The following is a 13,424-nucleotide window of genomic DNA, read 5'->3' as shown; positions in this document are numbered from 1 at the left end:
GAAAAAACTATCTTTGACCGCCTTGAAAACAAGAATCAAATACCTTTTACAAAACATACTGGGCTACGAGCGCTATTTATTCACCTTCGCCAGATTTAAAATAAATACGCTCAAATGGGACAGTAAGGAACGTGATTTTTTCACTTTTTTGGAATTGTTACCCAGGGAATCGACAGTATTAGACATTGGAGCCAATATTGGCATTATGAGTGTTCATTTGGCTAGAAAATGTCAATCTGTAAAAGCATTTGAGCCCATTCCCCAAAACATAAAAGCGCTCAACAGTGTCATCGACCATTACGGCCTACAAAATGTACAGGTTTATGATTTTGCGCTCGGCTCTGACCGTGATGAAATTGAGATGATTGTTCCTGTCGTTGATGATGTAAAAATGCAGGGGTTGAGTCATGTCAATCACGAATCGATCACAGATTTTACGGAGGGTGAAAAAATAACAACCCAACAATTTCGTTTAGATGATCTAACCGAGTTGAAGAATGAGCGTGTAAGTGGCATTAAACTGGATGTTGAGAATTTTGAGTATTTCGTACTCAAAGGAGGAGAACAGCTTTTAAAACAACACCTTCCCATTATTTATACTGAACTTTGGGAAAACGAAAACAGGGAGAAATGCTTTGAATTTTTAAAGAATTTAGGCTACACCTGTTATGTTGTTGTAGATAAAAAGGTTACCCCATATAATCCGGAGTCACACCACACTCAAAACTTCATCTTTAGCACTAAAACCCTTTAAATTGCAGCAAAAGTTTTTGAGAAACCTGGCTTTTTTGCTCGGCCTAAATCTTTTGGTTAAACCCTTTTGGATTTTAGGCATCACCGTTATGGTGCAAAATGCCGTGGGCCCAACCGAGTTTGGAACTTATTTCTCATTGCTCAATTTTGGGTATTTATTTTTCATTATCCTCGATGCCGGACTCAACAACTACACAAATAAACAGGTAGCGCAGGACAATTACTTCGTCAAAAATCATTTCGTAACAATATCAGGCGTTAAGCTGCTTTTAGGCATCATCTATCTCGCAGTTCTTATGATCTTAGGTGTTTGGGTGATGAAATATCCATCACACTATCTCGATTTGTTGTGGATCATTGCGCTCAATCTTTTTCTTTCTTCAGCTCTCATGTTTTTGCGGTCAAACTTAGCCGGCCTTCACCTTTTCAAGTGGGATAGTGTAGCTTCTGTTTTGGATCGCATATTAATGATCGTGATTTGTGGCGCTCTTTTATGGTCAGAACCAAATAAAGCCGGCTTCTCCATTTTCCATTTTGCCTGGGCACAAACGATAGCTTACGCTTTAACCATCGTTTATGCTGTAATCGTAATGGCGGGAAAAAGAGTGAAAGTCAAATGGACGATAAAAAAAGGACTGCTCAAAAAAGTCGTGAGACAAAGCTATCCTTTTGCGCTTTTAACATTACTCATGTCATTCTACACGCGAATAGACTCGGTAATGATTGAGCGACTTTTACCAAACGGAACTACTGAGGCAGGTATTTATGCACAAGGCTACAAAGTTTATGAAGCGGCCAATATGTTTGCTTTTTTGTTTGCCACGCTATTACTTCCTGTTTTTTCAAAACTCATCGCGAACAGAGAATCAGTAAGGCCAATTGTCGATTGGACTGTAAGGCTTTTACTTATTCCGGCTGTGATAATTTCTATTTGGTCCTGGTTTTACGGAGGTGAATTAATTGATTTACTCTACAAAGCAGAATTGGAAAAAACATCATCTATTTTCCCTGTTTTAATGATCGCTTTCATTGCAATGGCTGCTAACTACATTTACGGGACCTTGCTCACTGCTCAGGGAAAGATGAAGTTATTGAACCTTCTATCGCTGGCCGGAATAGTAGTAAATGTTATCCTCAACTGGTTTTTAATCAAAAGTTATGGAGCCCTGGGTGCTGCATGGGCTACAGCAGTTACTCAAAGTGGTGTAGCGATTGCACAATTTGTTGCTGCCAATAAGTTCAACGATCTTAAAATTCATAAAAAAGATCTCTTGAAATCACTTGGGTTAATCGTATTAATGGCAGCACTCATATATCTTGAAAAGGAAACGCAAATCCCTAAATATGTTGGTGTTTTCGCTATCCCGGTTCTGACCATTACAGGTGCATTCCTCTTAAAGCTAATCAGACTAAAAGATTTATTTAATTTGTTGAAATATAGAACCTGATTAAACGTTGAATTTTTCAGTTTTCTTTTAGCATAAACACTAAATCATAGTACTTATAGAAGTGTGATGAAAGTTTGTTTATGTTCGTTTCATATTTTTGGCGCTTTAAAATCAATATTTCATGACTGATCAAACCCCAAACAAAGCTGAATTCGACTCGAGTAACCTGATCGTTTTCCTGCTCAGATACCGAAAACCTTTAATCATAGTCTCTATTGTAGCCGCAATTGTCAGTTCAGTTGTTTCGCTACTGATTGAGGAAAAGTACAATTCGAGCGTTATCTTTTTCCCTGCTCAAAACAGTTCTCTTTCAAAGGCAGTGATGACTGAAGATGCTCAGGGGAAAAACGACATTTCCACTTTTGGTGAGGAGGAACAGGCTGAGGCGATGCTACAGATTTTGAACTCTGACAAAATCAAGTGGAAGATTTGGGGCAAGTACAACTTAATGGAGCATTATGAAATTGACCCTGAGGCTGAATATGCTAAAACGCGTCTGGCTAAGAAATGGGAAAGCAATGTCAACTTCAAACGAACTGAGTTTAACTCTATAAGGATTGATGTGCTTGATAAAGACCCGCAAATGGCAGCTAATATTGCAAATGATATTGCCTCACTTGTCGATTCAACTAAAAATGAAATGCTTCGTGATCGAGCTAGAGATGCTCTCGTGGTTATCAAAAAAGAGTATGAAGATCTCAGTAGCTATATGCAAACACTCGATGACTCATTAACTATTTTGAGGAACAAAGGAGTTCACGAGTACGAAAAGCAAATTGAGCAATTGACAAAGGTTTATTACGAAGCAATTTCAAACAATAATCAACGGGCGATTAAGACGCTTGACGCAAAACTCGATACGCTCGCCAAATATGGATCTGCTTACAAGTCGATGACTGAAAACCTCGAGTTTTTGAGAGAGCGCTTTGTGCTCATTCAGGGAAAGTACGAAGAAGTTAAAGTTGATGCCAACCAAAGTGTATCGCACAAATTCGTTGTGAACCGAGCAGTACCTCAAGAGAAAAAAGCTTATCCTGTAAGGTGGCTGATTGTTGTTGTATCAACACTCTCTGCATTTCTATTGACAATTTTGGTCATCATCGGTTACGAGAACTTCCGTAGGTTGAGATCTTCTGAAAATAAATAGTTTGTGCTGGATAGCTTAAAACAAAAATGGGTTTACGGATCTGGGTTGGCTTTCATTGTATTGGCAGCCCTGTTCCTGTATTTCGAGGTGCTTTGGTTTCTCGCTTTACCTGTTGCCCTGCTTATCGTTTATCTCGCCCTCTTCAGGCTCCACTGGCTGATGCTATTGATTGTTTTTGTCACTCCAGTTTCAATCACAATTGACAATGTTGGTGGCGGTTTTGGACTTACTTTACCTACTGATCCGCTCATGTTCGGAGCCATGCTCGTATTCCTTTTCAAGGTTTTTTACGATCATCGGTACGACATGAGAATAGTAAAGCATCCTATTAGTATTGCTATCTTCATCAATCTCATTTGGATGTTTTTGACATCAATCACCAGTGAGTTACCACTTGTTTCTTTCAAGTTTTTGATCTCAAGATTGTGGTTTGTTGTGACATTTTACTTTATCGCTGTACAGATGTTTCGATACAGAGATCTGTTGATTAAGTATTTTTGGATGTACATCATCCCGATGACGTTTGTGATTATCTATACAATGTCCAGACAATATGTTAGAGCTTTTGATGAGAAAGCTGCTCACTGGGTAATGGCTCCATTTTTCAACGATCACACGAGCTATGGAGCTTTGATTGCGATGTTCATCCCGTTGCTTTTCAATTTCATGTTTGATGAAAAATTCAAAATTGATGCTAAGATTATTTCTGGTTTTTTCTTTTTCATCTTTTTGATTGGACTGATCATGAGCTACACAAGAGCTGCCTGGGTGAGTGTTGTTGCTGCTATATTTCTGGCTATACTAATCAAATTGCGCATTAGGTGGTGGGTATTATCTCTAATGGGAGTAACGTTAGTTGCGTTGGTCTTTTCTTTTCAAACAACGATTCTGCAAGAGCTTGAACAAAACCGACAGGATTCATCAGGAGATTTGGCAGAGCACGTTCAGTCAATTACGAATGTGGCTACTGATGCCTCAAACCTGGAACGTATTAACAGATGGAAATCCGCATTTAGAATGTTCGCTGAAGATCCTGTGATGGGTAAAGGCCCGGGAACTTATGCCTTTTTGTATGCTCCTTACCAACACTCTTCGGATCTGACCATTATCTCAACGAACTTTGGCGACCTTGGAACAGCTCACAGCGAATATTTTGGTCCTTTAGCCGAACAGGGAGTAATGGGAATGGTTACATTTTTGCTGATTGTTTTCATGCTCTATTATACAGGAATCCCTCTATATTACAAGCTTAAACACAAGCGTGACAGGGCTATTTTAATGTCTGTCATACTCGGCTTAACAACTTATTTAACTCATGGAGTTCTCAATAACTTTTTAGATACTGACAAAGCAAGTGTCCCATTCTGGGGCTTTTTAGCTGTTATCGTTGTGATGGATCTATACTGCGAAAAGAATGAGCAGAGTATAGAAAAAGCCAGCTGATTTTTTAATTTGAATTTTCAGAAACAAAAAAGGCCGGTCGATTGACCAGCCTAAATAAGTTGCGGAGGCAGGACTCGAACCTGCGACCTTTGGGTTATGAGCCCAACGAGCTACCAACTGCTCCACTCCGCGATATAAGTTTGTGCGGGTGCTACTGGTAATTGGGCTTTGCCCAACGAGTGCCGCGCTTTGCGCGTGCATCCTCGCAAAAAATCGAAATCAACAGATTTCTGTTTTTGCGGGACTACCAACTGCTCCACTCCGCGATATATTTTTAACCTAAATCGGTTTATTTTTCTGAACGTTTGCCATCCTTTTCGATAGCGGAGTGCAAATGTAATAAAAGATTTCGTTTCTTTGCAAAAGAAATCTAAAATTAAAATCACTTTGCACAAATCGGGATTCGTAAACATCATCGGTAGTCCGAATGTAGGAAAATCCACGTTGATGAATAAGTTGGTTGGTGAAAAGCTGTCCATCATTACTTCAAAAGCGCAAACTACACGCCATCGCATAATGGGAATTGTGAATGGAGAGGATTTTCAAATCGTCTATTCTGATACTCCCGGAATTGTAGATCCAGCATACAAGTTACACGAATCGATGTTGAATTATGTGTACAATGCTCTTCAGGATGCTGATGTACTCCTCGTTGTTGTGGAAATTGGTGAAAAAGGTTTTAAAAATCCTGAGCTAATAAAAAGGATTAATGAGGCTTCACTCCCAACCCTCGTTTTGGTGAATAAGATTGATCTCTCAAGCCAAAAAGAGCTAGAAGAAAAAGTTGAGTTTTGGAATAAAGAGTTCCCACAGGCAGAAATACTACCCATTTCGGCACTTCATAACCTCAATGTGGATTTGGTTCTGAAAAAGATCACAGAACTTTTACCTGAATCGCCACCATATTTCCCAAAAGATCAACTCACTGATAAGCCGATGCGCTTTTTCATATCAGAAATCATTCGCGAAAAGCTGCTTCTACACTACAAAAAAGAAATTCCTTACGCGGCAGAAGTAGTGGTTGAATCTTATAAAGAAGAAAAAGATATCGTCAGAACCAGAGCCGAAATTTACGTGGAACGCGATTCGCAAAAAGGTATCCTAATCGGTAAAGGTGGAAAAGCGCTCAAACAAGTGGGAATTGATGCTCGTAAAGATATTGAGACATTTGTAGGGAAACAGGTTTTTTTAGACCTGTATGTCAAAGTAGATAAAAACTGGAGAAGCAACGCAAATAAGCTAAAACGCTTCGGATACATTCAATAAGATATGTCAAACATGGTAGCCATCGTTGGTAGACCCAACGTAGGAAAATCAACATTTTTCAACCGTTTAGTAGGCACGCGTGATGCCATCGTTGATGAATTCAGCGGTGTTACACGAGATCGTCATTACGGTAAATCAGAATGGATTGGAAAGGAATTCAGCATCATTGATACAGGTGGCTATGTTACCGGAAGTGACGATGTATTTGAGGATGAAATCCGCAAGCAGGTACAATTGGCCGTTGAAGAGGCTGATGTCATCATGTTCGTTGTTGATACAATGACAGGGATCACCGATATGGATAATGATGTGGCCAACTTACTCAGAAAGCAAGACCGACCTGTTTTTGTAGTAGCCAACAAAGCTGATACAAATGACAGAAAGATGGATGCCTCAGAGTTCTACGCTATGGGACTTGGTGAACCTTATCCCATTTCAGCTATGAATGGTAGCGGTACCGGAGACCTTTTAGATGAAGTAGTTGCAAAATTTCCAAAACCACAGTCAGATCCAGACGAAGATGCGGAGGAATTACCGCGCATCTCTGTTGTAGGCAGACCAAATGCCGGAAAGTCTTCTTTCATCAATGCACTCACAGGATCTGACCGAAATATTGTAACGCCTGTTTCAGGTACTACTCGAGACTCTATAGACACCCATTACAAAGCCTATGGATTTGATTTTACTCTTGTAGATACAGCCGGGCTAAGAAAGAAGTCTAAAGTCCATGATGACCTTGAGTTTTACTCGGTAATGCGTTCTATCAGATCGATTGAAAGCTCAGATGTATGCATTTTAATGATCGATGCTGAAGAAGGTTTTCACTCACAGGATTTGAATATATTTAGTCTTGTAGCGAAGAACAATAAGGCTGTTGTAATCCTCGTCAATAAATGGGACCTTATCGAGAAAGATCATCAAACAGCGAAAAAGTTTGAGAAACTGATTAGGTCGAGAATAAACCCATTTGATGATGTTGAAATTATTTTCACATCAGTATTGACCAAGCAGAGGATTCACAAATCACTTGATGCAGCAATCAGAGCTTACGAGAACCGTAAAAGAAGAATTAAAACATCACCACTTAATGATTATTTCCAGGCTGTTATCGCTAAACAACCGCCTCCGGCAGTAAAGGGGAAATACATCAAGATAAAGTACGTGACACAGCTCCCTACGAAGTTCCCATCATTTGCGTTTTTCGCAAACCTTCCTCAATACGTTAAAGAGCCCTACAAACGTTTTCTGGAAAATAAGTTAAGGGAGCAATTCGACTTTACAGGGACACCTTTAAGAATATTCATGCGTAAGAAATAAAGATCAAAAATAATTGAGGCAATAAAAAAGGCCACCAATTGGTAGCCTTTTTTGTGTCTAGTAAATTCATTGATTAGAAGCTCCAAAGATCGTGTTCAAACTTGAAGATTTTATCTTCAATTTTCTCAGCTTCAAGCAAAGCATCTAGTGGTGAGAGATATTGATCCAAGCTTCTATCATAAACATTACTCTCTTTAACTATTGTAGAGGAAAACATTCTCTTCATAAAAATATCATCATAAGTCAGTCTATGAACATCATTATGACGGTTGTAAACTTCAGCCTGAGCAAATACTCTTCTAGCTTCTGGAAAATAAATCCAAAAACCTTCCTGGACACTCTGCAGTTCACCTTTAGAGTTTAAAACTGGAACCATTGGTGCGATACCGAGTATTCTAAACTCAAGTACAGATCTTTGTTTATCAAAAAAAACCTCTTCTTTAATCATAAAACGAGTAATTTTACTCAATTCTATTGGAGTCGTAGTTTCTACATCTTCAGTTTCTCCATCTGGACCAATCTTCTGTTCAGTAGTAGTATTAGAAAGAACATCATTATTAACTTTTTCAGGAGTCATCGGAATTGTAAACATATCGTTTTTTTCAGTACCATCATATGCTTCATATGCAGTGATGTTACCAGACTCTGTAATAGCTTCTTTAATAACATACATAAGACTCTTTCTTCCTTGAGCTGGTTTTTTAGGGTAATAAAAAACCTGATTCATCTTCTCCTCCATGTCAACTACTCTCCAAACACGTTTGAGCCACATTAAATCTGCTTCTCGCAAATGAACGTATGGAATAGGTTCTCTATTCGCATTATGCATTGATTTAGAATAGACTCCATCTAGTGGAGAGTCATCAGGGTCTAAAACCTGAGAAAATAATGTACTGTTAATAAGTATCATTGAGAAAAGAAGAATCAGTCGTGTCATAATAATATTATTTAACGTCAATAATTATATTATTTAAATTTCTAGTCTTACCTCCAGGACCTTTAGCCCAAATATTCTCAATTGTTAAACGATCTCCACTGTTAAGTCCGTTTAAAAGCCTTCTTTGTTCAGCAGAAACTTTGTTCCCTTTAACTTCTTCATTGAGGTAATCTCCGTTAACTAAAACACTTATAGTAAATTTTGTTATATCCCACTCTACACCTTCAAAATCAAAGTTTTCCATTTCCGCTCTTACATAATCATTAACCTTAATCCCTCCTTTTGTCATAGAACCACTTCCAGTAGTTGTTCCAAAGTAAGGTTCTGGTTTAGGTACATCCTTTACTCTAAACTTAAACGGCTCTCCCATTGATTTAGTACCTCCATCTTCTGTTTCAACTTGAACAGACACGTTAACTTCTTTACCATTCTTTGGAAGTATTTCATATTGACCTGGACTAATCTTTTTCAGATCAGCGTTTGAAGCACTGGCTTTAATTTTTTGAGCACTAAACCCTGCAACTGAAACATCAATTGGATTCCAAAGTCCACGGTAAACAACATTCATTTTTACAGGTGAAACAACCGTTGAAGGTTTAGCTGCGATGAACTTATGTTTAAATGGATATGGAACATATTCTTCAGATCCAGGTTTTCTAATTTTAATAAAGCCTCCCCATTCAACTTCACCTGCAGTAGTAGGCTTATATGCATATTGAGCTACACCATTTTCCACATGAACTCTAGAAGTATCTAATGGGTCTAAAACTTTCCAGTCTTCAGGATTAGCACTTGAAGTATCTATTGATTGTCCAACTTCTAATTTTGGATTATCAGTAGTGCTGTAAGCAGCTACAATTACATCAGCTTTGAAAGAATCACCTAAAGTCACATAATTAGAGTTAGGAATTACTTTCACTGCCAGTGTGTCAAACTTGAAATCCTCAGCACTTATTTCACTAAAAAGTAACTTAAGGGCATCTCCTTCAATCTTTTTTGCTTCTGCCTGATAACGGCTTAGATTTGTGATAACGGCAGAAATAGGAACATGGTAAAAATTAGCTGATTCCCATTCCTGTACTTCATCTCTAGCTACACGGATAGGATCAAAATTAAATCCCATATCCCAATTAGCTTTGTATTTATCTGGAAGTGAAGATTCAATTTTTGAATCAAATTCTTGCATCTTGCTCTTAAGTTCCAAAGCCGTGAATGGTCCTTCCTTAGGATTTGCTGGCTCCGGGCCAATCATGATAGTAGTAACTTCGTCATATTTATCCTTAGATTGAACAAACTGTAAGTTCCATACAGAATCTTTAGGAATTCCTTCCTCAGTTCTTAAGTCAACATAATTCTTCTTAGCAGTTTCGTTGTCTTCAGCTCCTGCCTCAGTTTGAGCTATAAGAACCCTTTTAAGATCTGTTATATACTGATTCAACTCATCAGATGCAGAAACAACAGTTTGAGCCTTATCTAACCACTTCCCAACTTTCTCTGGGTTAATGGAGTTCTGCTTTTCAAACTCAGCCATTGTAGAGGCGTTTTGTTCAGCAAGAGCTTCATTAGTCTGCTCCATGGCATCATTAATAACTACAAAAGATAGTAGTACTTCTTTTGACATCTGCATTGCCAGAAGTGCAAGAAGTACAAGATACATCATCCCGATCATCTTCTGCCTGGGTGTCTCTTTTCCTCCAGCCATTTGTTTCCTTTATTATTATGAAAAAGAGACAAATCAATGTCTCTTCTTATAAGATTCAACAATTAATAAATTACTAGTAATTCAGCTTAGCTCTGTGGCTTCTGGAAGTTCATTGCAGATAACATGTTACCATAAACAGTATTGAGCGATTCTAAATTATTAGAAAGCTCAGAGATGTTATCTTTATATCTTCTTGTATCCTCAACTGAATTGTTAAGGTTAGTAATAAGCTCCTGAATATTTTCAAACATTTGGTTAGATACCTCAGCTTGATCTTCAGAATTTTTCAATTGCAGCTCATATACATTATTCAATGCTGAAAGATTATCTGTTACCTTTTTGAGGTTCTCAGCATAAGTAGCTCCATCTTCATTTGATACAGACAAACCAGTTAGAGATTCTGCTGCGTGATGATAAGATTCAGATAACTCGCCAACTCTTGTTGAGGCATCTTTAACATTATCAACAAAATCGTTTGTAGCTCCGGCAACATCGCCAAGATTATTCATATTCTTAGCTGTATCAGCTAGATTATTCATGCCTTTACCCAAACTTTCAATAAGATCAGGGCCTATCTTGGCCTGCTCCAACATAAGGTCGAGCTCCTGAGTTGATGAAACTCCACCTCCGCTACCGCCACCGCGGCCGCCTTCAGCAGGTTCACCGTCATAATCTTCAGCTAATTCAGGGTAAACTTTTGACCAATCTGGTTCTTCATGTAGGGGTTCGAACGCAGAAAATGTAAAAATAAGGGCTTCTGTTCCAAGTCCAACTATAAGCATAATACTTGAACCGGGGTAGTGTTGTAGCTTAAAGAGTGCCCCAATAATTACAATGGCGCCTCCGATACCATACATTTTCGCCATGAAGTTTTTCCAGCTCTTACTACCCGGTTTAAAACCTGTTATTTCCTTGCTCATAATTAATCGATTTAGAGTTCAGTTTAACTGTGTTAATAAAATTATAATCTATCGCCTTTCGCCCTACCAAGGTAGGTCATTACGTTTCTAAAACCTATGTAACTTTTTGCTGTATCTTGATATTCGTATGCTCTTGTTCCGTTTTGGATATAATACCCAACGTCTTTCCAGGAACCACCGCGTATAACTTTTCTTTTAAATACTGGCAAATCATTTTCATCAGCCTGGTACTGGTAGTCCATATTCAAGTCATGTGAAAAACTGTAGGCAGACTCATCATATGCATTCTTAGTCCACTCTGAAACATTACCAGCCATACAATAAAGACCGTAATCATTTGGTGAATAAGAATTTGCCGCTACAGTATGGAAACCTCCATCATCTACATAGTTACCTCTTAAAGGCTTAAAGTTTGCTAAGAAGCACCCTTTATCATTCCTTATGTAAGGTGAGCCCCATGGATATGAAGAAAGGTCAAGTCCACCACGAGCTGCGTACTCCCATTCAGATTCAGAAGGCAATCTGAAATCCTGAACCATTGGAACTCCTGCTCTTCTCAAGAAAGAGTTAAACAATTGCGTTCTCCATTGAGAGAATGCAGTAGCTTGTTTCCAATTAACACCCACAACAGGATAATCATCGTATGCAGGGTGCCAGAAATACGTATTCGTCATTGGCTCATTAAATGAGTAAGAGAAATCAGCCACCCAGCATAGAGTATCTGGGTACACTTCTACCCTATCTCTTTCAATAAAGCTGGTACGATCTAACCCTTCCGGTTCACCATACTGATGACGAGGACGACCTTTATTGGCCGCTTTCCTGTAGTTCATCCATGTGTACTCATAGATCAACCTTCTTGTATCAATTTGCTTTATACCATGAATTCTTTCTGCACGAGGATAGAATAATGGAGCCAATGCATCCTGAACATCTTCCTCTGGACTATTCCATGGAATTTCAGCATCCCAATTCAATTTAGGCTCATCAAGTTCTCTACCATATTGATCCTCCATGATAAAGTATTGCTCTTCATCTACATCTGCTAGAAGTGTCAGAGCCATTGAATCTCTTACCCAATGTACAAATTGACGGTATTCATTATTAGTGATTTCTGTATCATCCATGTAAAATGCCTGAACAGAAACTGTTTTCGCTTTTGAAACATGGGCATAAGGTACATCTTGGTCGTTACCCCCCATAGTAAAGCTTCCCATTGGTATATATACTGTTCCGTAAGGATCAATATCATACCAGGCTGGTCTGTTTTGCACACCAATTAGCTGACCATTTTCACGTGGTCCGCAACTGGCAACAAAAGCACCTATTATTAAGAAAAACAACAATCGTTTCATGCTGGTGTGTTTTATATCGATGACACAAATATAATCTTACAATTAAATTGTGCCAGTTTTAACGCCTTGTTTATTCAATTATTATGAAGAATTACAGGAATCGTACTGTTCTGTGACGCTCGAATTTTGGTTTTGAAATGATATTCATGCAGTAATTAAGCATTAACTCATGAGAACCTGAACTGTGTTTTCTGAGTTGAGAGGTAGTCACATCATACGAGTAACCAACTTTCAACATACCTCCTGTTAGACCAGTTCCCGGCATTTGATAATTAACTCCTAATATAGGACCTACTGCATCCTGAAGCCTGTAATTTATACCTCCCCAAAAACGTTCCTGATATTCGATTAATCCTGCAATATCAAAAGTAGTTGAGACACCATCAGACTTAACAAATACATTTGGCTTAATTTGCCAATCTGGACTGATGATTTGAGTTTGGTAGCCTGCCATCACATAAATATGACGAGCCATACCGTATTCTAAGTTAGCCGGAATACTCGCAGCATTTTGATCTTCATCCTGAAGGACAGCTCCGTTTAAGTGAGTAACACTCACACCTACATAAGCTTTTTTAGGTATTTTGTAATACAGACCAAAGTCCATATCAAATGAAAGGTCTGAAGCTCCATTATCTGGAATAGATGGATCTACTTGAAAATCATCTACTGCATCCCAATCATTATTGATTGTTTTATTGATGAGACCTAAGCCAAATCCACCACTTAACATACCAGGACCAATAGCTCTTCTGTAAGCATAAGACACCTTAAAGCCAAAGGTAGTCTCCTGACCTAGTTTATCAGAAAGTACACTAAAACCAACCCCGTGAGACTGATTTAACCATGGATCAGTAAATGGCATATGAGCCGTAAACAGATACGATTCAGGCCGACCTTCAAAGCCAACCCACTGTTGACGCCCAATAAGTGTTGCGCAAATTCCGTCATTACTTCCTGCTACTGCAGGGTTCGGATAGAATCTGTTAAAATAATTCTGCGTGAATTGGGGGTCTTGCTGCCCAAAAACAGTAGTCACGCTCATTACAGCAATGCTCCAAAGTAAAATTTTCTTCATAGAGTAATACGCTTTATTAAAGCAATTGTCCTAATAGTGGTGGCTAAAATAGTCAAAA

11 protein-coding genes and 1 tRNA gene are annotated in these 13,424 nt (G+C 38.6%); 6 read left to right on the top strand and 6 right to left on the bottom strand.

The annotated features are described in order from the left end of the window. Window positions 1-22 precede the first annotated feature (22 nt). From RI557_RS06410 to RI557_RS06395, 4 genes are all read left to right on the top strand, one after another. Window positions 23-754, top strand: coding sequence for an FkbM family methyltransferase (locus RI557_RS06410; RefSeq protein WP_310682799.1), 732 nt, complete (start codon window positions 23-25; stop codon window positions 752-754). A 1-nt stretch (window position 755) separates the two neighbouring features. After that, the gene (locus RI557_RS06405) at window positions 756-2,201 is read left to right on the top strand and encodes a flippase (RefSeq protein ID WP_310668239.1); all 1,446 of its coding nucleotides are present in this window, start codon (window positions 756-758) and stop codon (window positions 2,199-2,201) included. 121 nt (window positions 2,202-2,322) lie between these two features. Continuing rightward, on the top strand, window positions 2,323-3,348 hold the full coding sequence (locus tag RI557_RS06400; protein ID WP_310668238.1) for a hypothetical protein: 1,026 nt from the start codon (window positions 2,323-2,325) through the stop codon (window positions 3,346-3,348). Window positions 3,349-3,351: 3 nt separating this feature from the next. Beyond that, complete coding sequence (locus RI557_RS06395; protein ID WP_310682794.1) at window positions 3,352-4,791, top strand: O-antigen ligase family protein; 1,440 nt, start codon at window positions 3,352-3,354, stop codon at window positions 4,789-4,791. 59 nt (window positions 4,792-4,850) lie between these two features. On the opposite strand, the gene RI557_RS06390 is transcribed toward RI557_RS06395, so the two are convergent. Then, window positions 4,851-4,923 (bottom strand) — tRNA-Met (locus RI557_RS06390). A 249-nt stretch (window positions 4,924-5,172) separates the two neighbouring features. Here RI557_RS06390 and era point away from each other — a divergent pair. Beyond that, window positions 5,173-6,057 carry a GTPase Era gene (gene era / locus RI557_RS06385; protein ID WP_310682817.1) on the top strand — a complete coding sequence of 295 codons (885 nt, stop codon included), beginning with the start codon at window positions 5,173-5,175 and terminating at the stop codon, window positions 6,055-6,057. A 3-nt stretch (window positions 6,058-6,060) separates the two neighbouring features. Next, a complete protein-coding gene (der, locus tag RI557_RS06380) occupies window positions 6,061-7,374 on the top strand; it encodes a ribosome biogenesis GTPase Der (RefSeq protein WP_310682789.1) in 1,314 nt (437 codons plus the stop codon). Window positions 7,375-7,447: 73 nt separating this feature from the next. Here der and gldN read toward each other — a convergent pair whose 3' ends face one another. The 5 genes from gldN to RI557_RS06355 all read right to left on the bottom strand — a co-directional run bounded on the left by gldN (window position 7,448) and on the right by RI557_RS06355 (window position 13,366). After that, window positions 7,448-8,311, bottom strand: a complete 864-nt coding sequence (gene gldN, locus RI557_RS06375; RefSeq protein ID WP_310682787.1) for a gliding motility protein GldN — start codon at window positions 8,309-8,311, stop codon at window positions 7,448-7,450. Window positions 8,312-8,318: 7 nt separating this feature from the next. After that, window positions 8,319-10,013, bottom strand: a complete 1,695-nt coding sequence (locus RI557_RS06370; RefSeq protein ID WP_310682784.1) for a GldM family protein — start codon at window positions 10,011-10,013, stop codon at window positions 8,319-8,321. Between the two features lie 86 nt (window positions 10,014-10,099). Next, complete coding sequence (gene gldL / locus RI557_RS06365; RefSeq protein WP_310668748.1) at window positions 10,100-10,933, bottom strand: gliding motility protein GldL; 834 nt, start codon at window positions 10,931-10,933, stop codon at window positions 10,100-10,102. 41 nt (window positions 10,934-10,974) lie between these two features. After that, a complete protein-coding gene (locus tag RI557_RS06360) occupies window positions 10,975-12,288 on the bottom strand; it encodes an SUMF1/EgtB/PvdO family nonheme iron enzyme (RefSeq protein WP_310668747.1) in 1,314 nt (437 codons plus the stop codon). 91 nt (window positions 12,289-12,379) lie between these two features. Further along, on the bottom strand, window positions 12,380-13,366 hold the full coding sequence (locus RI557_RS06355; RefSeq protein ID WP_310668746.1) for a type IX secretion system membrane protein PorP/SprF: 987 nt from the start codon (window positions 13,364-13,366) through the stop codon (window positions 12,380-12,382). Window positions 13,367-13,424: the final 58 nt, after the last annotated feature.

This window comes from Salibacter sp. (genome assembly GCF_031581065.1).
Lineage (GTDB): Bacteria > Bacteroidota > Bacteroidia > Flavobacteriales_G > Salibacteraceae > Salibacter.
The sequence above is the reverse complement of the archived record's forward strand: the minus strand, read 5'-3'. Positions and strand labels throughout refer to the sequence as shown.

Coding starts and splice junctions, on each gene's coding strand:
- RI557_RS06370 (WP_310682784.1), bottom strand. CDS start 10,013: ATGGCTGGAGGAAAAGAGACACCCAGGCAGAAGATGATCGGGATGATG.
- der (WP_310682789.1), top strand. CDS start 6,061: ATGTCAAACATGGTAGCCATCGTTGGTAGACCCAACGTAGGAAAATCA.
- RI557_RS06355 (WP_310668746.1), bottom strand. CDS start 13,366: ATGAAGAAAATTTTACTTTGGAGCATTGCTGTAATGAGCGTGACTACT.
- RI557_RS06360 (WP_310668747.1), bottom strand. CDS start 12,288: ATGAAACGATTGTTGTTTTTCTTAATAATAGGTGCTTTTGTTGCCAGT.
- RI557_RS06400 (WP_310668238.1), top strand. CDS start 2,323: ATGACTGATCAAACCCCAAACAAAGCTGAATTCGACTCGAGTAACCTG.
- gldN (WP_310682787.1), bottom strand. CDS start 8,311: ATGACACGACTGATTCTTCTTTTCTCAATGATACTTATTAACAGTACA.
- gldL (WP_310668748.1), bottom strand. CDS start 10,933: ATGAGCAAGGAAATAACAGGTTTTAAACCGGGTAGTAAGAGCTGGAAA.